General features: G+C 46.2%; 18 protein-coding genes. 4 read left to right on the top strand and 14 right to left on the bottom strand.

Annotated elements, in window-relative coordinates:
* Nucleotides 1-178: 178 nt before the first annotated feature.
* Together LQE92_RS11755 and gdhA are read left to right on the top strand one after the other, a co-directional pair.
* Entirely contained in the window at nucleotides 179-1,177 is a 999-nt protein-coding gene (locus LQE92_RS11755) for an asparaginase (RefSeq protein WP_231063150.1), read from the top strand.
* Nucleotides 1,178-1,314: 137 nt separating this feature from the next.
* The gene (gene gdhA / locus LQE92_RS11750) at nucleotides 1,315-2,649 is read left to right on the top strand and encodes an NADP-specific glutamate dehydrogenase (protein ID WP_231063149.1); all 1,335 of its coding nucleotides are present in this window, start codon (nucleotides 1,315-1,317) and stop codon (nucleotides 2,647-2,649) included.
* A 101-nt stretch (nucleotides 2,650-2,750) separates the two neighbouring features.
* On the opposite strand, the gene LQE92_RS11745 is transcribed toward gdhA, so the two are convergent.
* The 8 genes from LQE92_RS11745 to LQE92_RS11710 form a co-directional block, all read right to left on the bottom strand.
* Nucleotides 2,751-3,452: a response regulator gene (locus LQE92_RS11745; protein ID WP_231063148.1), complete on the bottom strand. Its 702-nt coding sequence runs from the start codon at nucleotides 3,450-3,452 to the stop codon at nucleotides 2,751-2,753.
* Complete coding sequence (locus tag LQE92_RS11740) at nucleotides 3,445-6,156, bottom strand: sensor histidine kinase (RefSeq protein WP_231063147.1); 2,712 nt, start codon at nucleotides 6,154-6,156, stop codon at nucleotides 3,445-3,447. Before LQE92_RS11740 ends, LQE92_RS11745 begins: the two co-directional genes overlap by 8 nt.
* 98 nt (nucleotides 6,157-6,254) lie before the next feature.
* Nucleotides 6,255-7,136 carry a hypothetical protein gene (locus LQE92_RS11735; protein ID WP_231063146.1) on the bottom strand — a complete coding sequence of 294 codons (882 nt, stop codon included), beginning with the start codon at nucleotides 7,134-7,136 and terminating at the stop codon, nucleotides 6,255-6,257.
* A 12-nt stretch (nucleotides 7,137-7,148) separates the two neighbouring features.
* Nucleotides 7,149-7,754, bottom strand: coding sequence for a K(+)-transporting ATPase subunit C (gene kdpC / locus LQE92_RS11730; protein WP_231063145.1), 606 nt, complete (start codon nucleotides 7,752-7,754; stop codon nucleotides 7,149-7,151).
* Nucleotides 7,755-7,772: 18 nt separating this feature from the next.
* Nucleotides 7,773-9,842 (bottom strand): potassium-transporting ATPase subunit KdpB, encoded by a 2,070-nt coding sequence (gene kdpB, locus LQE92_RS11725; protein ID WP_231063144.1) that lies wholly within the window; start codon nucleotides 9,840-9,842, stop codon nucleotides 7,773-7,775.
* 46 nt (nucleotides 9,843-9,888) lie between these two features.
* Nucleotides 9,889-11,700 (bottom strand): potassium-transporting ATPase subunit KdpA, encoded by a 1,812-nt coding sequence (kdpA, locus tag LQE92_RS11720; protein WP_331001295.1) that lies wholly within the window; start codon nucleotides 11,698-11,700, stop codon nucleotides 9,889-9,891.
* A gap of 182 nt (nucleotides 11,701-11,882) precedes the next feature.
* Nucleotides 11,883-12,527 carry a potassium channel family protein gene (locus LQE92_RS11715; protein ID WP_231063143.1) on the bottom strand — a complete coding sequence of 215 codons (645 nt, stop codon included), beginning with the start codon at nucleotides 12,525-12,527 and terminating at the stop codon, nucleotides 11,883-11,885.
* 19 nt (nucleotides 12,528-12,546) lie between these two features.
* The gene (locus LQE92_RS11710) at nucleotides 12,547-13,920 is read right to left on the bottom strand and encodes a TrkH family potassium uptake protein (protein WP_231063142.1); all 1,374 of its coding nucleotides are present in this window, start codon (nucleotides 13,918-13,920) and stop codon (nucleotides 12,547-12,549) included.
* A 175-nt stretch (nucleotides 13,921-14,095) separates the two neighbouring features.
* Here LQE92_RS11710 and LQE92_RS11705 point away from each other — a divergent pair, with 175 nt between their 5' ends.
* Nucleotides 14,096-14,284: a hypothetical protein gene (locus tag LQE92_RS11705; RefSeq protein ID WP_231063141.1), complete on the top strand. Its 189-nt coding sequence runs from the start codon at nucleotides 14,096-14,098 to the stop codon at nucleotides 14,282-14,284.
* 139 nt (nucleotides 14,285-14,423) lie between these two features.
* Here LQE92_RS11705 and adhE read toward each other — a convergent pair whose 3' ends face one another.
* From adhE to LQE92_RS11685, 4 genes are all read right to left on the bottom strand, one after another.
* Nucleotides 14,424-17,051: a bifunctional acetaldehyde-CoA/alcohol dehydrogenase gene (adhE, locus tag LQE92_RS11700; RefSeq protein ID WP_231063140.1), complete on the bottom strand. Its 2,628-nt coding sequence runs from the start codon at nucleotides 17,049-17,051 to the stop codon at nucleotides 14,424-14,426.
* A 361-nt stretch (nucleotides 17,052-17,412) separates the two neighbouring features.
* Complete coding sequence (locus LQE92_RS11695; protein ID WP_231063139.1) at nucleotides 17,413-17,928, bottom strand: DUF4446 family protein; 516 nt, start codon at nucleotides 17,926-17,928, stop codon at nucleotides 17,413-17,415.
* A gap of 56 nt (nucleotides 17,929-17,984) precedes the next feature.
* On the bottom strand, nucleotides 17,985-18,932 hold the full coding sequence (locus LQE92_RS11690; protein WP_231063138.1) for a ParB/RepB/Spo0J family partition protein: 948 nt from the start codon (nucleotides 18,930-18,932) through the stop codon (nucleotides 17,985-17,987).
* Nucleotides 18,933-19,057: 125 nt separating this feature from the next.
* The gene (locus LQE92_RS11685; RefSeq protein WP_231063137.1) at nucleotides 19,058-19,831 is read right to left on the bottom strand and encodes a ParA family protein; all 774 of its coding nucleotides are present in this window, start codon (nucleotides 19,829-19,831) and stop codon (nucleotides 19,058-19,060) included.
* A 378-nt stretch (nucleotides 19,832-20,209) separates the two neighbouring features.
* Here LQE92_RS11685 and LQE92_RS11680 point away from each other — a divergent pair, with 378 nt between their 5' ends.
* Nucleotides 20,210-21,169: an alpha/beta fold hydrolase gene (locus LQE92_RS11680; protein WP_231063136.1), complete on the top strand. Its 960-nt coding sequence runs from the start codon at nucleotides 20,210-20,212 to the stop codon at nucleotides 21,167-21,169.
* Between the two features lie 120 nt (nucleotides 21,170-21,289).
* Here LQE92_RS11680 and LQE92_RS11675 read toward each other — a convergent pair whose 3' ends face one another.
* Together LQE92_RS11675 and rsmG are read right to left on the bottom strand one after the other, a co-directional pair.
* Complete coding sequence (locus LQE92_RS11675; RefSeq protein WP_231063135.1) at nucleotides 21,290-21,481, bottom strand: hypothetical protein; 192 nt, start codon at nucleotides 21,479-21,481, stop codon at nucleotides 21,290-21,292.
* 32 nt (nucleotides 21,482-21,513) lie between these two features.
* Nucleotides 21,514-22,257 (bottom strand): 16S rRNA (guanine(527)-N(7))-methyltransferase RsmG, encoded by a 744-nt coding sequence (gene rsmG, locus LQE92_RS11670; protein ID WP_231063224.1) that lies wholly within the window; start codon nucleotides 22,255-22,257, stop codon nucleotides 21,514-21,516.
* Nucleotides 22,258-22,265: the final 8 nt, after the last annotated feature.

Here is a 22,265-nt window from a genome sequence, read left to right as displayed (position 1 = left end):
TATATACCAGGAGTTTTATTTTTTCAAGGGTTTCTTTCCGTATTCACCGTCTGTCAGTAAGAATTTTACTTCTATTATAAAATTCTTATGAACAAACCATGAAATAAATATGCGCCCCTGTCAAAGCCGGCTGATTTATGTTATACTTTTCTCAATATGAATAGAAAGAAGGGTTTTCATGAAGAAGGTCTTACTCCTCTCCACAGGCGGCACCATCGCCTCTTCCCCAACGGAAAACGGTCTCTCTCCTCAGATAGACGGCGCATCCATGGTACGTCTGATTCCGGAACTGAACGGTCTTTGTGAGATCCACTATAAAGAACTTCTTAGTCTGGACAGCACCAACATCCAGCCGGAAGAGTGGGCTTCCATCGCACAGGCCGTCTTTGCAGGCCTTTCCATCTTTGACGGCGTAGTCATTACCCACGGCACCGATACCATGGCATACACTGCCGCTGCGCTCTCCTTTATGCTGCAGAATCTCAACAAGCCGGTAATCCTTACTGGCTCCCAGATACCCATCGGAGAGCCGAACACAGACGGCAAGCGCAATATCCTCGATGCTTTCCGCGCAGCCGCAGATGGACGGCTTGCCGGAGTGTACCTTGTCTTTGACGGAATCATCATCCACGGCTGCCATGCCCGGAAGACCAGTTCCCTTGGGCTTCACGCTTTTGAAAGTATAAACCGGGAGCCGGAAGGAGCCATCAAAGACGGAAAGGTGATCTTAAACAGAGAGCCGGCCCTCCCCTCCAGGAAATCCCTGACACTTAACGATAACTTCAACCCCAATGTCCTGCTTCTGAAGCTGGTCCCCGGCATGAAGCCGGAACTGCTGGAGGCCATACCGCAGCTGGGATACCGGGCCGTGGTGCTGGAAGCCTTTGGACTGGGAGGGATACCGAACACACGCAGAAATCTGCTTCCGCCCATTAAAGCCCTGATCAAAAGGGAAATCCCAGTGGCTGTTACCACCCAGTGCATCCACGACGGCTGTGATCTGACCGTATATGACGTGGGTGTAGAAGCATCCAAAGCGGGTGTGCTCTCCGCCGGCACCATGACTACCGAAGCTGCGTTTGCCAAGTTGATGTGGATATTAGGGCAAACTACTGATTTAAATAAAATAAAAGAACTCTTCAACCAGGATTTTTTTGGCGAATTTGCCGAAAATTGATTTGCCGGTGCCATTCCAATTGACTTATACAGTTGGGAGTGTTATATTAAAAAAAGGACAATGGAGTCATAACAGCAGGCGGTTGCTTGTTTGTTTTGGCTCCTTTTTCGTACTATTTTATGTCCTGGAGGAGAAATATGTCATATGTAGATGAAATGATTGCCCGTGCAATCGACAAAAACCCTGGTGAACCGGAATTCCACCAGGCGGTACGCGAGGTACTCGATTCTCTTCGCCCGGTAATCGATGAGGACGAGGCAATGTACCGGAAAGACGCTATTCTGGAGCGGCTTATTGAACCGGAACGTGTTGTGTCATTCCGTGTCCCCTGGGTAGACGACAAGGGACAGGTACAGGTGAACCGCGGCTATCGCGTCCAGTTCTCCAGTGCCATCGGTCCTTACAAAGGAGGACTCCGTTTTCATCCTTCCGTGAACCAGGGTATTGTAAAATTCCTGGGTTTTGAACAAATCTTTAAAAACGCACTCACCGACCTTCCGATCGGCGGCGGCAAAGGCGGGGCCGACTTTGACCCCAAGGGCAAATCTGACCGTGAGGTGATGGCTTTCTGCCAGAGCTTCATGAATGAGCTTTACCGTCATATCGGAGCCAATACGGACGTCCCTGCCGGAGATATCGGCGTGGGAGGCAGAGAAGTCGGCTACTTGTATGGTCAGTATAAGCGCCTTACAGGGCGTTATGAAGGCGTTCTCACAGGAAAGGGGCTGACCTTCGGCGGTTCTCTGGTCCGGAAAGAATCCACAGGCTACGGCCTCGTGTATATTACCGAGGAGATGCTGCGGAATCATGAAATGACCATGAGCGGAAAAACCGTCATTGTATCCGGCTCTGGCAACGTGGCCATTTACGCGACCGAGCGCGCTCAGCATTTTGGAGCGAAGGTGGTCGCACTGAGCGATTCCAGCGGCTTTGTTTATGATCCCAGGGGCATCCGCATCGATATCGTTAAAGATATCAAGGAAAAGCGCAGAGGACGGATTAAAGAATACGTGGATGAGGTCCCTTCCGCAAAGTATACCGAGGGCAGGGGAATCTGGAACGTTCCATGTGATATTGCTCTTCCCTGCGCGACACAGAATGAGCTGACCCTTTCAGACGCTAAAACTCTGAAAGAAAACGGCTGTTTTGCCATCTGTGAAGGCGCTAATATGCCTGTCACCCAGGAAGCCACTGATTACGTATTGGAAAGCGATATGTTTTTCCTGCCGGGCAAAGCGTCCAACGCGGGAGGCGTCACCACCTCCGCCCTGGAGATGACCCAGAACAGCGAACGTCTTTACTGGTCTTTTGAAAAGACAGATTCCAGACTGAAAGAGATCATGGTAAATATATATGCTCAGATCAGCGGCGCGGCAAAAGATTACGGCTACGAGGACAATTATGTGATCGGCGCCAACATCGCTGCTTTTAAGAAGATTGCTGACGCCATGCATTCGCAGGGTATTGTATAACAGTACCTCTTCTATTTTGCTTATAATACCCATAACCGGGTATTGTATTACACCCCCTATTATATAAAACAGGCAGCCATATGGCTGCCCGTTTTATTTCTCTATTCTATTCTCAGCATCCGATAACCTACGCCAACATGGGTTTGGATATATTTCGGCTGGGCCGGGTCTGTCTCGATCTTTTTACGCAGTGTGGCCATGAACACTCTCAGAGACGCCACGTCATTCTCCCAGGCGCTTCCCCATACCTCTCTGGTTATATACGTATGAGTCAGGACCTTGCCCACATTTTTCGCAAGCAGGCACAGGAGTTTATATTCAATGGGCGTCAGATGCAGCTCCTTCTCCTCCATGTAGGCGCAGCCGGCGGAATAGTCGATTCTCAGATCCCCATTGACAAATATCACCTCGTCGGCGGCCTTTGAGGACTGCATATAACTCAGGCGGCGGAGCGTCACCCGAAGTCTGGCCAGAAGCTCCTCCACAGAAAACGGCTTTGTCAGATAGTCATCTGCCCCGGCATCCAGCGCGTCAATCTTATCCCTGTCTTCGCTCCGGGCGCTGATGACTATGATCGGCATATTGGACCAGCTTCTTACCTTCTTGATAATCTCCACTCCGTCCATATCCGGGAGCCCAAGATCCAGGAGCATCACATCCGGATTCTGGGAAGCCGCCGCCATCACGGCCTGCTGTCCCGTCTCCGCCGTATGAAATTTATAATTCTGCATCTCCAGCGTGGTAGATATCAGATTCTTTACCGCCGTATCGTCTTCTACAATTAATATCAATGGCTTATTCATGCAACATAGCCTCCTCTGATGGCAGGGTGAATTGGAATATGGTGCCGCGGGGTTCATTGTCCCTTACGGTTATGGTCCCTCCGTGGGCCGTAATAATGGATTTGCACAGAGCCAGGCCAAGCCCCAGACTCCTTCTGCTGTCCGCAATCCCATTATTGGCCGTATAAAACATTTCAAATATCTTATCCTTCATATCATCGTCGATTCCCGGTCCGTTGTCCGCCACCTCCACGACTGCCATCCTTCCGGCCTTCGCCACCGTGATGACAATCCTCGAACCGGGCGGTGTATACTTAATGGCATTGTCGATCAGGTTGATCACTACCTGCACGATCAGGCGGGCATCCATTTTGGCCAGGATGAATTCGTCCTTCTGTACCACTTTGATCTCATGCTCCACACTCTTTCTGTTGACATGGCGCCTGGCCTCTGTAATGACCTCCTCCAAAAGCTCTGTCTCCAGGTTAAGGTGCATGGTGCCGTCTTCAATCCTGGTCACGGACAGCAGGTTCTCCACTAGATTGATCAGCCACATGGAATCATCATAAATATCAGTATACAGCTGGTTTTTCTTACTTTCATCCAGTCTGCCGCCGTTTCCCAGCAGGACGCCGGCATTTCCGGATATGCTGGTCAGCGGCGTCCGCAGATCGTGGGAAATGGAACGGAGAAGATTGGCGCGCAGCTGCTCATTTTTGGCCTGAGCCGCCGCCTCTTCCCGTTTTCTCCCGTATAAGTCCTTCTCAAGGGCCAGGGCACACTCCCCCAGTATAGAAAGCAGCAGACTGTTTTCAAAGGAGCTGAGCGGATCCCCATACATATCGATGCCCACCACGCCGTACACATCATTGGCACTTCGGACCGCCAGATACATATACCGGGCATTTCCCAGCGTATCGGTGCCGGCTCCTGCCCGTTTATTGTTTTTAAACACCCACGCGGCGACCGCCTGCTCATTCTCCAGAAGATATTCCTTTTTGGGCGCGACTTCCGCTTCCTGTGCGGTGACGCCGGGATCCTTTGGATACCAGACCGGCTGCTTTAGATCGCCCTCCTCAGACGGATAAAAGACGATGTCCCGATGAAGCAGCTTTGTTAGCTGACTGGCCGTTACCTCTATGATGCCGTCTGTATTCTTCTGCTGCTGAAGCAGCTGATTCGTATCCAGAAGAATCTGTGTCCGGTAGGCCATGCCCGCCGACTGGACCGCCTGCCTCTTTATCTTCGTCGTCAGGGAACTGGTCACAAAAGCCGTGAGAAACATCACCAGAAAGGTCACGGGATATTCCGGGCCATATGCCTGAAAGGTAAATTTAGGCGTGGTGAACAGGAAGTTAAACACCAGCACGCTGACCAGAGACAGGGCAATACTGTATATGCGTCCCGTGGTCACGATCGCCGCAAACAGCACTCCCAAAATATATACCATAATGATATTGGAATCATTAAAACCTATTTGATGGAAGACCATGCCCACCAGGGAAGACAGCACAAGTATGACGATCGTCTTTGTAACGTCTGCCAGGGAAAAACGGTTCCTTGTTTTTTTCACCGCCAGTTTCCGGTATCTGGGCATCGCCTTGTCGGGAATGATATAGATATCCAGATTTGGCGCAAGTTCTGTCAGTCTCTCCGTAAAGGATTGCCTGGATATCAGGAATCTTTTCTGTGTATTACTCCGTCCCAGCACGATCTTGGATGCGCCGGACAGCTTCGCGTATTCCGCTATCTGAAGAGCCACGTCTTCCCCGTATACAGTCTCTACCTTTCCCCCCAGCTGTTCCGCCAGATGGATATGCTCTCGGAGCCTTTTCTTATCCTCCGGGGAAGCGCCCCGAAATCTGGGAGTTTCCACGAAGATGGCTGTCAAGCTTCCCTTGAATGCCCTGGCCATCCTGGCAGCAGTCCGGATGATCTTCGTATTGGACGGAGACGCGGAGAGACAGACCAGGATATGTTCATCGGTATAATAATCTCCTCCGCCCGACTGTTTCGCCAGTTCTGAGAGCTTATTCACCCGGTCAGCGCTCCGGCGAAGGGCAATCTCCCTGAGCGCTGTCAGATTTTCAATTGTGAAAAAATGGTGTAGCGCCTTTTTTGCCTGTGTGGGCTTATAGACCTCCCCTTCCTCCAGACGGTTAATCAAATCTTCCGGTTCGATATCTACCAGCTCGACCTGACTGGCATCATCAAATATTTTATCCGGAATCCTCTCCTGCACCATAATCCCGGTTATGGAAGCCACAATATCGTTGAGGCTCTCTATATGCTGAACATTCACGGTGGTGTAAACATCTATCCCGGCATTCAGAATCTCCTCGATATCCTGGTACCGCTTCGCATGCCTGCTCCCCTGGGCGTTAGTATGGGCCAGTTCATCTACCAGAATCAGCTTTGGATGCCGGGCGATCGCGGCATCCAGATCAAATTCCTTTACGGTGATCCCTTTATAAGACAAGACCAGCGGAGGAATTGTCTCCAAGCCATTTAAAAGCTGCATCGTGCGGGGTCTGGTATGAGGCTCGATATAGCCGGCCACCACGTCTATCCCTCTTCTTTTTGCGGCATGTGCGGCTTTCAGCATCGCATAGGTCTTTCCCACTCCGGCAGCGTATCCAAAAAATATTTTCAAATGGCCTCTGCTTTCCTTCTGCTCTTCTTTCTCCATCTGCCTCAGGATCTCATCCGGCTTTGCCCGCTCCATTCCTGTTCTCACCTCCGTATTTTTTATCATCTTAACACAAATTTTATAAGAATCCTATGAGATAATTCCCATTTTCCATAAAGATTATATTAAGAGCTTCATGTAAGAGAAACGGGAAACAAAATCTTAAGGAGCATCTTTTCAGCCGCCGTGCCGGTCCTGTAATCATACACCATCCTTCTTCCGTCCGCCCGTTCCATCCGGAATCCATGATCCTCGTACTGTACCGTGACCCCACTGTCATTAAGAGCCATTCTCAGGGACAGCTCCCAGGAGTAGACCGAATCCAGATTTTTATATTCCAGCGCTTCCAGCGCATATTCAAATTCTGCCGCCCCGACTCCGTTCTCTAAAAGAAGACTCCAGAGCTCCGCAATCTGTGTTACGGTGAGCGATTCCATCCAAACGGCCTTTTCCGCGTCTTCCGTAAGAGGCAGATACCGGAAATAGGTGCCCGGACACATTTCCTCCAGGCCTGACAGCGCCTTTTCCATATACCAGCTCCGTCTCACAGCCAGCGCTTCATGCTCCCAGCGGACACCGCGGAGCAATTCCGCCAACTCCTTTTCTTTTTCTCCTCCTTCCGTACCGACTACGATACAGAGACTCTCCAGTTCTTCAAAATCCGTTCCTGATATATTGCTCTTTTCATAACACCAGCTACCTTCTGGTTCTCCCTTCTCCACCTGCAGCTGGGCAGCTTCTCTGCCACCAGCACTTCCGTATATAACAATGGAGTATTTCTCATGGAGCGCCGCCATGAGCGTACCATATTCTTCAAGGAGAAGGCTGCACGGAAATTCCGAATGTTCATAATAAATCCAAATACTTCCGTCTTCTCTTTCGTAAATATCCGGATTCAGAGACAGCTCGGTACTGATCCCATAGACCAGAGAACTTAATCCCGCCTCTTCGCAGACGCCAGAAATCTTTTCCTTTATCCTGAACTCTTCCCTTCGCACAGTCTTCATTTTATACATCTCCAAACCTCCCTATTCCAAAATACCGTCCAGCATCAGATTCACCTTCAGTACATTAACCGTCTCTTCTCCAAAGATCCCAAGGATCTTATGTGTTGTACATTTCTCAATGATATCTTCGATTTCCTCCACAGATCTGCCATTCTCCCTCGCCAGGCGTTCTGCCTGATAATCCGCGGCCGCCGCGGAGATATCCGGGTCCAGCCCGCTCCCTGAGCAGGTTACCAAATCTACCGGTATCGGCGTATCTCCTTTTTCCGGATGGGCAGACCTGATTTTTTCCACTCTCTGCGACACCAGCTCCTTATATTCTCTACCGGCCGGACTCAGATTGGAAGGAGAGGCGTACATCACAGCATTCCCGTCTTCATCCTTGTAAGTACCCGTATTCAGATTCATGATCCTTCCCCACATATGGGTCTCGTCTGTATACTGCTGCCCAAGAAGCGCACTTCCATACTTTTTGCCGTTTACCTCAATGATACTCCCGTTTGCCTTATCCGGAAATACCATCTGGGCCGCCGCGGTCACGGCGCCGGGATATAAAATTCCGCATATAACCGTAAAAAGCAGGAACAAAAGGGCCGCCTTAGGTAAAATCGTCTTTATTGCTTTCATCTTAATTACCTGCCTTTCTTAAACCAGTGCCGCCGCTACTAGCAGCATATCAATCAGCTTAATGAAGATAAACGGCGCTATGACGCCTCCAATACCGTACACCACCAGGTTCCGGGAGAGAAGCTTTCCCGCGGAAACCTCCCGATATCTCACACCCTTTAAGGCCAAGGGTATCAACGCAATGATTATCAGTGCATTATAGATTATCGCGGACAAGACAGCACTGTATGGGCTGTGAAGACCCATTATATTCAGAGCAGAAAGACCCGGGTAAAGTCCCATGAAGAGGGCCGGTATAATAGCAAAGTATTTTGCCACATCATTTGCTATACTGAAGGTAGTCAAGCTTCCTCTGGTCATCAGCAGCTGTTTTCCTATCCGGACGATCTCGATCAGCTTTGTGGGTGAGGAATCCAGGTCCACCATGTTGCCTGCTTCCTTTGCTGCCTGGGTTCCGGAGTTCATGGCCACCGCCACGTCTGCCTGGGCCAGGGCCGGAGCATCGTTCGTCCCGTCTCCCGTCATAGCCACCAGATGCCCTTTTGCCTGGAAATCTCTTATCATCTGGAGCTTCCCCTCCGGCGTCGCTTCTGCCAGGAAATCATCGACGCCGGCTTCAGCGGCTATGGCTGCCGCCGTCAGCGGATTATCCCCGGTGATCATAATGGTTTTGATACCCATTTTTCTGAGATCCGCAAATTTTTCCTTAACCCCCTGCTTGATGATATCTTTCAGGTGAATGACTCCCAGGATCTTGTGATTCTTTGCCACAACAAGAGGTGTGCCACCCTGCTTGGATATTTTCTTTACTGCTTCATCACATTCCCTGCTATAGCTCCCTCCATTATCCAGCACATACTGCTTCACTGTATCGGCAGCACCTTTCCTGATCTCATTTCCATCATAATTCACACCGCTCATCCTGGTCTTCGCACTGAACGGAATAAATTCCATATTTTTATCTTCCAGGCTTCTGCCCCGGATTCCGAACTGTTCCTTCGCCAGGACCACAACGCTCCTTCCCTCCGGCGTCTCATCAGCCAGGGAGGACAGCTGGGCCGCGTCGGCCAGCTCCTCCGGAAGTGTTCCGTCAACGGGGATCAATTCAGATGCCTGCCTGTTTCCCAATGTTATTGTCCCCGTCTTATCCAGCATAAGAATATCCACATCGCCGGCGGCCTCAATGGCACGACCGCTCATGGCCAGCACATTTGCCTGATTAAGACGGCTCATGCCGGCAATCCCGATGGCAGAAAGCAGTGCTCCGATCGTGGTCGGCGCAAGGCAGACTAAAAGTGCGGCTAACGTAGTAACAGAGGTTGGATTCGGAATTCCCGCCTGGTCAGCGGAAAAAACGGAATAAGTATAGAGTGAAATCGTCACCAGAATAAATATGACCGTAAGCGCGATCAGGAAAATCTGAAGTGCAATCTCATTCGGTGTTTTCTTTCTGGATGCGCCTTCCACCATGGCAATCATTTTATCCAGAAAGCTTTCTCCGGCTTCACTGGTGACCTGGATTACCAGCCAGTCGGAAAGGACTGTTGTGCCGCCGGTCACTGCGCTCCTGTCGCCGCCGCTTTCCCGGATGACAGGAGCGGATTCTCCTGTGATCGCGCTCTCATCCACGGAAGCCGCTCCTTCTATGACTTCTCCGTCGGCAGGGATCTGTTCTCCTGCCTTTACAATGACAAGATCTCCTTTCTTCAAAGCTGCAGAAGAAACCTTGCTAATCGCTTCTTTTTTATCGGCAGACAAAATCTTGTGTGCCTCTACATCCTTTTTTGCTGACCGCAGGGCATCTGCCTGGGCCTTTCCCCGCCCTTCCGCAATCGCTTCGGCAAAATTTGCAAACAATACCGTAAACCACAGGATGACCGCGATGGCCAAGGTGAACCCCGACGGAGCGTCTTTTATTCCAAACAGTGAGACGATCCAGAGTATCGTTGTCAATATGGCTGACAGATACACCAAAAACATGACCGGATTTTTCACCTGTGTCCCGGGCTTTAATTTTATAAATGAATCCTTTATGGCCCGGGCCACCATTTTCTTATCGGCCAGAGCGCTTTTCTTTTTACCAGACATTTCTTATATACCTCCTTATGCCATACAAATCATAGGACATAGTGCCTTATGAAGCGAAGAATTCCGCAAGCGGTCCCAGTGCCAGTGCCGGGAAGAAGCTCAGCGCTCCTACCAGCAGTACGATAAAGATCAGAAGAAATACAAACATTCCATTGCTGGTAGACAAAGTCCCTGCCGTCACGGCAATCTTCTTTTTTTTCGCCAGGCTTCCCGCGATGGCAAGCATCGCCGCCATAGGTGCAAATCTGGCCGCCAGCATGCAGACGGCAAGGCTCACATTTAAAAATACCGTATTGGCATTAAGCCCCGCAAAGGCCGATCCATTGTTGCCTCCAGCAGAGGTAAACGCATATAACACTTCGGAAAATCCATGAGCTCCGCTGTTATTGAGAGAATCGGATACGCTAGGCACAAGGACCGCGATACCGCTTCCGATCAAAATCGCGACCGGCGTAGCCAGACAGGCCACTGCCGCCCATTTCATTTCATATGGCTCTATTTTCTTGCACAGATACTCCGGGGTCCTTCCCACCATCAAGCCGGCTATGAATACGGTCAATATCGCAAAGGCGAGCATGGTATACAGACCGCATCCGACGCCTCCAAATATGACCTCGCCAAGCTGCATCAAGATCATCGGCACCATGCCGCCCAGCGGAGTATAACTGTCGTGCATGGAGTTTACGGAACCATTGGATGCCGCAGTCGTGTATGCCGCCCAAGTGGAGGATGCTGCGATACCGAACCTGGATTCTTTACCTTCCATATTTCCTCCGGCCTGATCGTTCATGGAGATATCCACGGCCTCTTCCTGAGCCAGCCCTGGTGTGGCCGACTGTTCACTGACTGCCACACAGGCAAGCGCGATGACAAGCATGATGAACATCGCAGCAAATATCGCTTTTCCCTGTTTTTTACTCTTCACATTTCGCCCAAAAGTAAAGCAGAGGGCCGCCGGTATCAGCAAAATGGATATCATTTCGACGAGATTGGACAGCCATGTGGGGTTTTCCAGCGGATGGGCCGAATTCACGCCATAGTAACCGCCGCCGTTCGTCCCCGTCTGCTTAATGGCAATCTGACTGGCTGCAGGCCCCAGCGGAACAATCTGCTCTGTAATGATATCCGCGTCCGGGACTATCGTCCCATCCACGGTGACCACGCCATTCTCCAGATCGATTTCCGCGTTTTCCAAAAAATTCCCTTCTGCGTCCACGGCTACCGGCTCCAGAAGCTCTACTGTTTCAGCTGGCTTCAAACTTTGAACCACACCCTGACTCACCAGAAATACGGAGATCACAAGATTAAGAGGGATCAGAATATATAAGACCGTTCTCGTCATATCCACCCAAAAGCTTCCCAGCCCATTCGTCTTTACCCTTATGAACCCGCGGATCAGGGCAAATAATACGGCGATTCCGGTCGCCGCCGACACAAAGTTCTGTACGGCCAATCCCAGTGCCTGAATCAGATAGCTGGCCTGTGCTTCACCGCTGTAGGCCTGCCAGTTGGTATTTGTCACAAAACTGACGGCTGTATTAAAAGACAGATGCCATGACATTCCGGGGATTCCCTGGGGATTTCCCGGCAATACACCTTGAAGCATCTGAATCAGAAACACAAACAGGAATCCGATTCCGCTGAAAAGAAACGCACATACGGCATATTTCTTCCAGTTCATTTCCTCATCTGCTCTAACACGCATTACCCGATATACCGCTCTCTCGCAGGGAGACAGGATACGGGACAGCCAAACGTGTTCTCCATTCATGACTTTTCCGATATAGCTGCCAAGGGGAATGGCCAGCGCTACCAGAACAATCAGATAAAATCCATACTGCAACATTAACTGCATCATCTCTTTCACCTCTCCTAATGTCTGTCTGCTTTTGCAAATCCGGCTTTACAGCAAACAGCATACCGCAAACAAAATAAAAATAGGATTAGGAATTTTTTTTAATAAATAAAGAAAGCATAAAAATCCCATTAAGGAATCTTTATGCTTTCCAGTTCCAATTCTCCTATGTTTTTATTCCGCCCTTATCTCATAAGAGCTCTCAAATCATTTTCAGAACCCATCACCATTAAGGTCTCATCCCCAGAAAAACGATGGTCCGAAGGCGGCAGAGGATATATCTTCCCATTTTTCTTTGTCGCCAGGATGCTTATATGATAACGGGTGCGCACCGATTTTTCTATAATGCTCTTACCATACCAGGAAACCGGGACGGCTATCTCAAATATACCGATTTCTTCCGTAAGTTCTATGTAATCAAAGATATTTTTTGCCCCGTATTTAATGGCCAGGCGTTCTGCCATTTCCCGCTCAGCGTATACCACATGGTCCGCACCGTTCCGCAAAAGCAGTTTTCTGTGCACGTCCCGGCTGGCGCGGGCTAAGATAAATTTCGCCCCCATATCCTTTAGAAGGACTGTGATCTCCAGGGCGCTCTGAAAATTATCCCCGACTGCTACCACACACATATCAAAATGATTGATGCCTATGGATGAGATAAACTGCTCATCCGTCGCGTCCCCTATCTGGATATCCCGCAGGATGCTCGCCGCTTTGTCAGCCCTGTCCTCATCTTTTTCCACAGCCAGCACATCATTTCCTTCCTCCAGAAGCTTCTGTGCCATATGGCGGCCAAACCTTCCCAAACCAATTACCAATACTGTTTTCATGAAAAATCCCCCTATTTATCTATCCAACCTGTATTTTTTCCAGAGGCAGCTTTGATACCGTACGGTTTTTCTCTGATGCCAGCGCCACGAGGATCGTGACGGACCCTACTCTGCCTACAAACATCAAAAACATGATCAGGCATTTGGACACCATACCAAGCCCAGTTGTCACTCCCAATGTCAGCCCTACCGTACCCACGGCAGAAGCACTCTCAAACAAAGCCGTCAAAAGCGGTATTCCTTCTATAGAAGACAGGGCCATTGCCACCGTCAAAGAAAGAATCAGATACATACTGAAAATGCAGGTCGCCAAACGGATGACTCCATCATCCAGACGCCTTCCGAATACTTCCATATTTTTCTTTTGACGCATGGTAGAAACAATGCTTACCATAAATACGGCCAGTGTAGTGGTTTTAACGCCGCCTGCCGTGGATCCGGTGGATCCCCCGATCAGCATCAGGCAGATGAGCAGAAACTGACTGGACTGCGTCATTTTAGCCAGATCCATGCTGTTGAATCCCGCCGTTCTCGCTGTCACGGATTGGAATATGGCAGAAAGACCCTTTTGGGAAAATGGCATCTGCACAAAATCCGCATTGCCCTGTTCAAAGACGAACAGCAGCAAAGCTCCAAAAACAATCAGTCCGGCAGTGACCACGAGCACAAGCTTACTGTGAAGCCGGAGCTTCTTCAGAGAAAAACGGTTGTTCGCCAGATCCCTCCATACAAAGAAACCAAGTCCGCCAATGATGATAAGAAGCATTATGATTCCGTTCACATACCAATTTCCTCCAATCGTCGTCAAAGAAGAAAACGGCTCTCTTTTGCCCATCAGGTCAAATCCGGCATTGCAGAAGGCGGATATACTGTGAAAAATACCATACCATATGCCTTCGAAAAACCCCAGCCTCGGGCAGAAATACAGGCTCAGAAGCACAGCCCCCGTTCCTTCTATCAAAAAGGTTCCAAACAGGATAAAACGGGTCATCCGAACGATTCCGCCGACCTGCGGCGCGGATATGGCATTCTGCATGATAACTCTGGTAGTAAGTCCTATCTTTTTCTTTGTCATGGAAACGGCGTATATGGCAAAGGTCATAAAACCGATTCCCCCTACTTGTATCAATAGAAGGATGACAAGCTGCCCAAAAAAGGACCAGTGGGTATATGTATCAAATCTCACCAGTCCGGTCACACAGGTGGCCGAAGTGGCAGTAAACAACGCGTCGGAGAAGGAGGTAAGACTTTCTCCTGCCTTTATGGATATCGGAAGGCAAAGAAGGCCGGCTCCTAAAAGTATAATAAAAAAGTAACCCGCAATGATTATTTTCATCGGCGATGCTCGGTGAACCCGCTTCCACACCTTTTCCATCGTTAAGCCCCTTTCCATCGTCTACCGCCTATTCTACAAGCAGAGCGCTTAAGAAAGAATTAAATAAATTCCGGCAGTATTAAGATTGTATTAAGGCCGATAAATCTTAATATAATCTTTACATGATTTTTCAAGCCATAATACCACCTTTATGTTAAATATGTTATTTTCAAATAAACAAGGGGGTGGCTCTATGCAAGTTATCGCGGTTATTTTAATGTTTTTGTTCGTATTTGTCGTCGGATATCTCGCCACCGGTGGAGCTGATAAATTCATCAGAAAAAATTGTTCTCCGTTTAAAGATGAGCTGGATTTAGGTGAACCGGATTATGAGGATGTCAAAAAAAAACAGACAAGGCTCCACGAAAAAAAGATTTCCTGATATTGCTTAAAAAAATCTGCAGGCATTGATATAAAACCATGGAAAAAGGAACCGGCTGTCTTGCTTTTGCACAGACTGCCGGTTCCTTTATTGTTCAATTTATCTGGCCACGAAAGCTGCATTGCAGCAGGGGGCTTTTTTATCTTCCATAGTAAGCGTCCAGATAGATTTCTTTTAATTCGCTCATGAGAGGATATCTGGGATTCGCTCCGGTACACTGGTCATCAAAGGCCTGTTCTACCATCACATCCAAGGTCTCCATGAAGTCTTTTTCTGAAATGCCGTATTCAGCAATACTCTTTTTAATCCCGATCTTTTCCTTAAGGTCCTCCAGGGCCTTTATGAAATTCTCAAACACTTCATGATCATCTTTCCCTGTGATCCCCGCGAATCTGGCCGCTTCCACGTATCTGTCAAATGCGTGCGGATACTTATACTGAGGGAATGTACCCATCTTAACAGGCGCCTCCTCCGCATTGAATCGGATCACATATGTCAGCACCAGGGCATTGGCTATGCCGTGAGGAATATGATGAAATGCCCCCAGCTTGTGGGCCAGCGAATGGTTCACACCCAGGAAGGCATTGGCAAAGGCCAATCCCGCCATACAGGACGCATCCGCCATCTTCTCTCTGGCTTCCACATCCGCTGCGCCAAGTTCATACGCACGGGGCAGATAATTGAATACATTCTTTATGGCCTTTAAAGCCAGACCGTCGGTATAGTCAGAGGCCATTACCGATACGTAAGCCTCCAGAGCATGGGTCATGACATCAATACCAGAAGAACTGGTCAGCCCCTTTGGCATATTCATCATATTATCCACATCCACAATGGACATGTTGGGAAGCAGCTCATAATCTGCCAGCGGCCATTTCTTTCCCGTTTTTTCATCGGTAATGATCGCAAACGGCGTCACCTCGGAACCTGTTCCCGCTGATGTGGGTATCGCCACAAAATATGCTTTCTCTCCCATTTTAGGAAAGGTATATACTCTCTTCCGGATATCCATGAAATCCATGGCCATATCCATGAAATCCACTTCCGGATGTTCATACATTACCCACATAATCTTAGCCGCGTCCATGGCAGAGCCGCCGCCCAGAGCAATAATGGTATCCGGTTCGAAGCTCCTCATCATCTCAGCTCCGGCTTTCGCGCACTTTAACTTAGGATCAGGTTCCACATCATAGAAGCATGTGTACACAATACCCATTTCGTCCAGCTTATCGGTGATCGGCTTCGTATAACCGTTTTTATAGAGGAAAGTATCGGTCACGATAAACGCACGCTTCTTATTCATGACAGTACCGAGTTCATCCAATGCGACCGGCATGCAGCCCTTCTTGAAATAAATCTTTTCTGGTGTCCTCAGCCAAAGCATATTCTCTCTCCTCTCGGCAACGGTCTTAATATTGATCAAGTGCTTTACTCCTACGTTTTCCGATACGGAATTGCCGCCCCAGGAACCGCATCCCAAGGTCAAGGAAGGAGCCAGCCTGAAATTGTAAAGATCACCGATGCCTCCCTGGGATGAAGGAGTATTTATCAGGATACGGCAGGTCTTCATGGCCGCCTGATGTTTCGCTATCTTTTCCTTTCCGTCTTCTGTAGCCGTATTTACATAGAGGACCGACGTATGGCCATAGCCCCCGTCCGCTACCAGCCTTTCTGCCTTGGCTACGGCATCGTCAAAGCCAGACGCTTTATACATTGCCAGAACAGGCGACAGCTTTTCATGGGCAAAGGGTTCCGCAATATCCACAGACTCCACCTCGCCAATGAGGATCTTAGAATCTGCAGGCACTTCGATCCCGGCGAGCTGTGCGATTACCGGCGCCGGCTGGCCTACAATCTTGGCGTTCACTGTCCCGGCCTCCGTGAGTATGATTCCGCGCAGCTTATCCAATTCCTCTTTATTCAGGAAATAGCATTTTCTCTTTTTAAATTCTGCCTTTACTTCTCTGTATATTTTCTCCAGAACGATCACAGACTGCTCCGAAGCACAGATCATGCCGTTGTCAAAGGTCTTGGAATGGATAACAGAATTCACCGCCATTCGTATATCCGCTGTATCATCGATGATAGCCGGTGTGTTGCCGGGGCCGACACCGAGCGCTGGCTTTCCGGAGGAATATGCCGCTTTCACCATGCCGGGGCCTCCCGTCGCCAATATGATATCTGCCCCCTTCATAACCTCGTTGGTCAGCTCCAGTGAGGGAACGTCTACCCAGGATATGATTCCTTCCGGCGCTCCGGCCTTCACTGCTGCTTCCAGAACCACTTTTGCGGCGGCAATTGTACATGCCTTTGCACGGGGATGAGGAGAAATGATAATGGCATTTCTGGTCTTCAATGCGATCAATGTCTTAAAGATTGCCGTGGAGGTAGGATTCGTAGTCGGAATTACCGCCGCGATCAATCCGATCGGTTCTGCAATCCTCTTATATCCAAATGCCGTATCTTCTTCAATAACGCCGCAGGTCTTTTCATTTTTATATTTGTTGTAGATATACTCCGCCGCATAATGGTTCTTTATTACCTTATCCTCTACCACACCCATGCCGGTCTCTTCCACCGCCATTTTCGCAAGAGGGAGTCTCTGATGGTTTGCGGCCATCGCGGCTTCATAAAAGATTTTGTCCACCTGCTCCTGGGTAAATGCAGCAAATTTCCTCTGAGCTTCTCTCATTTCTTCCATTTTTGCAAGAAGCTTTTCCACATTGTCGATCACTGCATCCTGCTTTACTTTCTCTGTCTTTGCCATTCCCTTCCTACCTCCTGATAATCCTTTTGAGAGTTCCATTTTCTGTTCCTGTCTTATCTTTTATTTTTGATAAGTTCTTAACAATCTGTTATTATTATATCTCTTCGTTAATGTTTTGTCAATCCATATACGAAGATTTATATTCTCTTTATCTGTACAAAATTTGAACTTTTAATATGGAATTTTTATGTATATTGTACAATAAGATATGATATATTTCTTGGAATCTTTCTGCCGGTATCCTGCCTTGCTTGATTGCGGCCCGGGAGAACAGGCAAAGAGGAACGCGGAGACGCGTTCCTCTACTTTATTATCTCTATTTGCTGTTTTATTAATATTTCGCTTATTCTCTTTCCTTCGGTCAATTCTCCGGCCTTTCCAATCCCAATGCAATTCTGACCGCTTTTTCTTCTTCTCTTCCAAGAGGAGCATCCGTCTCACCTTTTATGATTTCCTTCACATACACATAGCATGAATCCCTGCTGTGTACCGCATTCAGAATATAGCCGCTTTTATTTTGAGACATAAGAGCCAGAGCAAAGCTGGATTTTCCTCCCATTCCGGGAAACGCGTCATATTTCACCAGTCCCGTTTTATGAAATGATTTGACCAACACTTTATTGATTACCTTTAAAGCATCCTTGTTCGCTCTGTCTTCAGCCTGCAGCATGCGAAGATCGTCAAAAGCCTGGGCAAATATTTCCTCCAGAGATTCTGCATCCCGTCCCCGCATAAATCTGTCATATTTTTTAGCCAGCTTTGATGTCTTTACAATCTGCGCCACCACCAAAACCGCCAGAACTGCAACCAGGACCACCAACCCGACAATTAAAATAATCGGGTCAAAGCCTAAATCATTCAGTATGCTGTTTTCCATCCGTCTTTCCTCCTGCTTCTGCCGCGTCCATAATTTTTAATCCTAATGGATTCTGATTATTTCATATTTCCAAATAAATCCATGAGCCGTTCCAGCTCTTCCATGGAATAATACTCTATCTCTATTCTTCCTCTATTTGCGTCTTTTCTATTAATGTTTACCTTCGTTCCCAGAATTTCCCTTATCTTACTCTCTATATCTTTGTAAATGAAATCCTGTCCGGAATCTGTCTCCTCCGTTTTTTTAGGGTTTTTCGGATTCAGAAGGGATTTTACTAATTTCTCAGTCTCCCTCACACTCAGCTTGTGTTCAATGATTCTCTCCGCTACTTTATATTGTATCTCCTTGTCTTCCAACGAAAGTAATGCCCTCGCATGACCGCCGGATATTTCCCCCTCAACTAACATGAGCTGCACTCTCTTATCCAGCTTCAAAAGACGCATGGAATTGGTTATCGCCGTCCTGCTCTTGGAAACCCGAACGGCAATCTCTTCATGTTTTAGATGAAATTCATCTATCAGCCTTTGGTACGCTGACGCTTCCTCTATAGGGTTTAAATCTTCTCTCTGTATATTCTCGATCAGTGAAATCTCCATGATTTCCTGGGGGGTATACTCTTTTATGATCACCGGGACTTCTTTTACCTTAGCAAGTTTGGCAGCCCGCCAGCGCCGTTCCCCTGCTATTATTTCATAATAGTCCTCTCTCTTCTGTACAAGAAGGGGCTGAAGAACACCATATTGCTTTATGGACTCTGCCAGCTCTGCCAGAGATTCTTCATCAAACTGCTTTCTCGGCTGTTCACGGTTTGGTTCTATCTGACTGACCTTTAAAAAAGTCTGCGGTCTCTCATTTTTGGAATCAGTAGAAATCTCTGATTCGCTTCCTGCGCTCATCTGCACATTCTTCTTCTGGGCTGGACGTTGGATATCCTCCAGCTCCATTCCCATTGGAATTAAAGAATCCAGACCCTTTCCAAGGCCGCTTCTTTTTGCTCGTGCCATGTCATTATTCCTTTCTAGGATAAATTTTAAATAATATAAACATTTACTTATCTTGCATTTTTTCTATAATATTAAGTAATTATCTGATAATATATCGTCTTTCATATAAAACATATCGCAATCTATTATTCTTCTGTCTCATTTTTTTGTATCACTTCTTCTGCCAATAATCGATAGCTTTCTGCTCCGGCAGATCTTGTATCATACAATGTGATCGGCATTCCATGACTGGGGGCTTCTGCCAGACGAACATTACGCGGAATAATTGTTTTATAAACGGTATTCTTAAGACTGTTTTTTACATTTTCCACAACCTGCAGGGATAGATTTGTCCTTGCATCATACATTGTAAAAACAACTCCCTCCAGTTCAAGAGAAGGATTTAACCGCTGTTTGACAAGATTTATCGTATGTATCAGCTGTGACAGTCCTTCCAATGCATAGTATTCACATTGAATGGGTACAAGCACAGTATCAGCGGTTGTCATAGCATTCACTGTCAACATATTTAAAGAAGGAGGACAGTCTATAATGATAAAGTCATAATTATCACGAATTTTGTCGATTTCTCTCTTCAGGACAAATTCTTTTTTGCTTATGCCGATTAGTTCAATCTCCGCACCAGATAAATTAACATTAGAGGGCAGTACATCCAATAAAGGAAGAACTTCTTGTAACAGACACTCTTCCACAGTGGATTGTCCAATGAGAAGCTCATAAGTCGTATGCTCCTTCTCATTTTTATTTACCCCTAGACCGCTCGTCGTATTTCCCTGAGGATCCAAGTCTATAGTCAATATTTTCTTTCCAGCTTCAGCCAGGCATGCAGAAAGATTAATGGCTGTAGTTGTTTTTCCTACACCGCCTTTTTGATTTGCAATTGCTATAATTCTTCCCATTTGTGCTGTCCTTTCTATACAAGAATTATTATAGCATTATCTACAATTCATTACCACTGTTAATTCTTAATAATTTCATAATTTTGTTTCACGTGAAACATAGCTCTATCAATTATGTTGGCCTATATGCATCCATTATATATAAATCAAGAAACCAATTATAAAATGTTTCACGTGAAACATAGAAAGAATTAAATTATGTTTTTATAACCTCTATTTCTTATTATAATTCAATTCTTATAACTTAAGATAATCTTTTCTTGTATATACTTTTAAATTGTATTATAATGATAATAGCCTTTATTTGTTCATATAATATGTATTATTAAATTTTACTATTGGTACTTTCCCTTAATTTTTAGAAAAGGAATTCTTAATATGAGTAAAAAAAGTAAATTTGCAAAAGGTGTTCTCCTGGCAGCAGCGACGGCTGGGATTATTGCTGCTATTAATAAATTTATTTTCATAAAATCTACCGCAAAAAATTTACTGGAGAAAGAAAAAAGTAATATTTATTCCTGGCGTTTTGGAGACATTTTCTATACAAAAATCGGTCATGGGAAACCACTTCTTTTGATTCATGATCTTAAAACTGCTTCTTCTGGTTACGAATGGAATAAAGTGTTAAAGTATCTTTCCAAATCTCACACTGTATATGCTGTTGATCTTCTGGGCTGTGGCCGTTCCCATAAACCAAATCTAACTTATACAAATTTTTTATATGTTCAATTGCTTACTGATTTTATAAAGTCCGTAATAGGACATCGGGCAGATGTGATTGCCACCGGTTCCTCTTGTGCTTTTGTTATTACTGCCTGCAATAATAACTCAGAGTTATTTGATAAGATCGTTTTAATAAATCCTGATACTGTTTTAAGATGTGGCCAGACCCCTAACAAGTATGGTAAAGGATATAAATTTTTGATTGATCTGCCTGTCATCGGTACTTTAATTTATAATATTGCCAACAGCAGGAGAAGTATAACGGACAAATTTAGTACAGTCAATTATTCAGATTCAAACAATATTGAACCCGAGACGATTTCCATCTATCATGAATCGGCTCATTTGGGAGATTCTTCTGCAAAAGCTTTATATGCCAGTATCAAAAGCAATTATACATGTCTCAGTATTAACCACTCATTAAAGAATATAAATAACAGTATCTTTATAATAGGCGGAGAACGGGAAATGCAGATTCAGGAAACAATCGAAGACTACTGTTTGGTTAATCCGGCTATTGAATATGAGATTATAAACGAAACTGCACATCTTCCCCAAATGGAACGTCCTGAAGCAACTGCTTCCATTATTTGTGATTATCTTGATGTACAATAATTTGTACTATTTAAAAATAATTTTTAAATTTACTATTACTTGCAATAATAAACGTAAATAAAAAGAGCGCCATATTATGTCCTATTTATAAGACATAATATGGCGCTCTTTTTATTGCTTCTATCTCTTCAATGCCCTTTTTACCGTCTGATAAACAATCACAACGATTCCCACCATCATGACAACTCCGGCTATTCTAATAATCAGACCAGATATAATAGAAAAAATCACATTGATCAGAACCAAGCAAACTGCAAGAATCATCACTCCAATCATCACTTTAAACCATGTCTCTGTTTTCATCTTATTCATATGTACAGCCTCCTTTGTACTTTACCGCCTGTTTAAGCCAATGGCATTTTAGCCGGTATACCTGCCTTCCTCGGATATCTACTATCTAAATTATTCACTCGTTCTATAAAAATAAGACTCCTCTTATATCCGTCATCCACTTTTTTCATTGTTTCAAGAGAATTTAACGTAAATATTTCAACCCTTTTTGTCCTACATCCCAAGAGCTTAATACCAGGTTTTGCTCTTTCCAATTCTTCTTCTATATTACCAGACTTATAAGAAACAAAAAACCCACCTACTTTTACAAATGGGGTACAGTATTCCGATAATGTGGATAAATTAGCAACAGCTCTGGACACACATAGGTCGTACTTTTCCCGGAACAATGTATCTCTTCCATAATCCTCTGCTCTTCCATGTATCAGATTCATACGGTTAAATTTTAAGTTATCCACAATTTTCTGTAAAAAAATCATTCTTTTGTTCAAAGAATCCAACAGCGTCATGTAAATCTGTGGATAAATTATCTTAATCGGTATGCCTGGGAACCCTGCGCCTGTACCCACATCAATAAGACTTTTAATGGACGAAAAATCATGATGTTTAATAATCATCACACTGTCTAAAAAATGTTTCTCTACTGCCTCCTCAAACTGAGTTATGGCCGTCAGGTTCATTACTTTATTTGTCTCTGTTAAAAGCTCATAATAAACTGCAAATTGATAAGCCTGATCATCTGTAAGATTTATTCCTTCTTGATCAAACCGTTCTTTTATGAATTTCTCTTTATTCATCATGACAT

Origin of the sequence: Lientehia hominis, from assembly GCF_021044755.1 — a bacterium.
GTDB lineage: Bacteria > Bacillota > Clostridia > Lachnospirales > Lachnospiraceae > Lientehia > Lientehia hominis.
This window is presented reverse-complemented; position numbering and strand designations above follow the sequence as displayed.

Bases quoted from the DNA above. Each gene is read 5' to 3' on its own strand.
- LQE92_RS11695 (WP_231063139.1), bottom strand. From the start codon at position 17,928: ATGGAAAACAGCATACTGAATGATTTAGGCTTTGACCCGATTATTTTA.
- LQE92_RS11680 (WP_231063136.1), top strand. From the start codon at position 20,210: ATGAGTAAAAAAAGTAAATTTGCAAAAGGTGTTCTCCTGGCAGCAGCG.
- LQE92_RS11690 (WP_231063138.1), bottom strand. From the start codon at position 18,932: ATGGCACGAGCAAAAAGAAGCGGCCTTGGAAAGGGTCTGGATTCTTTA.
- kdpA (WP_331001295.1), bottom strand. From the start codon at position 11,700: ATGATGCAGTTAATGTTGCAGTATGGATTTTATCTGATTGTTCTGGTA.
- LQE92_RS11705 (WP_231063141.1), top strand. From the start codon at position 14,096: ATGCAAGTTATCGCGGTTATTTTAATGTTTTTGTTCGTATTTGTCGTC.
- LQE92_RS11685 (WP_231063137.1), bottom strand. From the start codon at position 19,831: ATGGGAAGAATTATAGCAATTGCAAATCAAAAAGGCGGTGTAGGAAAA.
- gdhA (WP_231063149.1), top strand. From the start codon at position 1,315: ATGTCATATGTAGATGAAATGATTGCCCGTGCAATCGACAAAAACCCT.
- LQE92_RS11715 (WP_231063143.1), bottom strand. From the start codon at position 12,527: ATGAAAACAGTATTGGTAATTGGTTTGGGAAGGTTTGGCCGCCATATG.
- LQE92_RS11745 (WP_231063148.1), bottom strand. From the start codon at position 3,452: ATGAATAAGCCATTGATATTAATTGTAGAAGACGATACGGCGGTAAAG.
- LQE92_RS11740 (WP_231063147.1), bottom strand. From the start codon at position 6,156: ATGGAGCGGGCAAAGCCGGATGAGATCCTGAGGCAGATGGAGAAAGAA.
- kdpC (WP_231063145.1), bottom strand. From the start codon at position 7,754: ATGAAAGCAATAAAGACGATTTTACCTAAGGCGGCCCTTTTGTTCCTG.
- adhE (WP_231063140.1), bottom strand. From the start codon at position 17,051: ATGGCAAAGACAGAGAAAGTAAAGCAGGATGCAGTGATCGACAATGTG.
- LQE92_RS11735 (WP_231063146.1), bottom strand. From the start codon at position 7,136: ATGTATAAAATGAAGACTGTGCGAAGGGAAGAGTTCAGGATAAAGGAA.
- LQE92_RS11710 (WP_231063142.1), bottom strand. From the start codon at position 13,920: ATGGAAAGGGGCTTAACGATGGAAAAGGTGTGGAAGCGGGTTCACCGA.
- kdpB (WP_231063144.1), bottom strand. From the start codon at position 9,842: ATGTCTGGTAAAAAGAAAAGCGCTCTGGCCGATAAGAAAATGGTGGCC.
- LQE92_RS11755 (WP_231063150.1), top strand. From the start codon at position 179: ATGAAGAAGGTCTTACTCCTCTCCACAGGCGGCACCATCGCCTCTTCC.
- LQE92_RS11675 (WP_231063135.1), bottom strand. From the start codon at position 21,481: ATGAATAAGATGAAAACAGAGACATGGTTTAAAGTGATGATTGGAGTG.
- rsmG (WP_231063224.1), bottom strand. From the start codon at position 22,257: ATGAATAAAGAGAAATTCATAAAAGAACGGTTTGATCAAGAAGGAATA.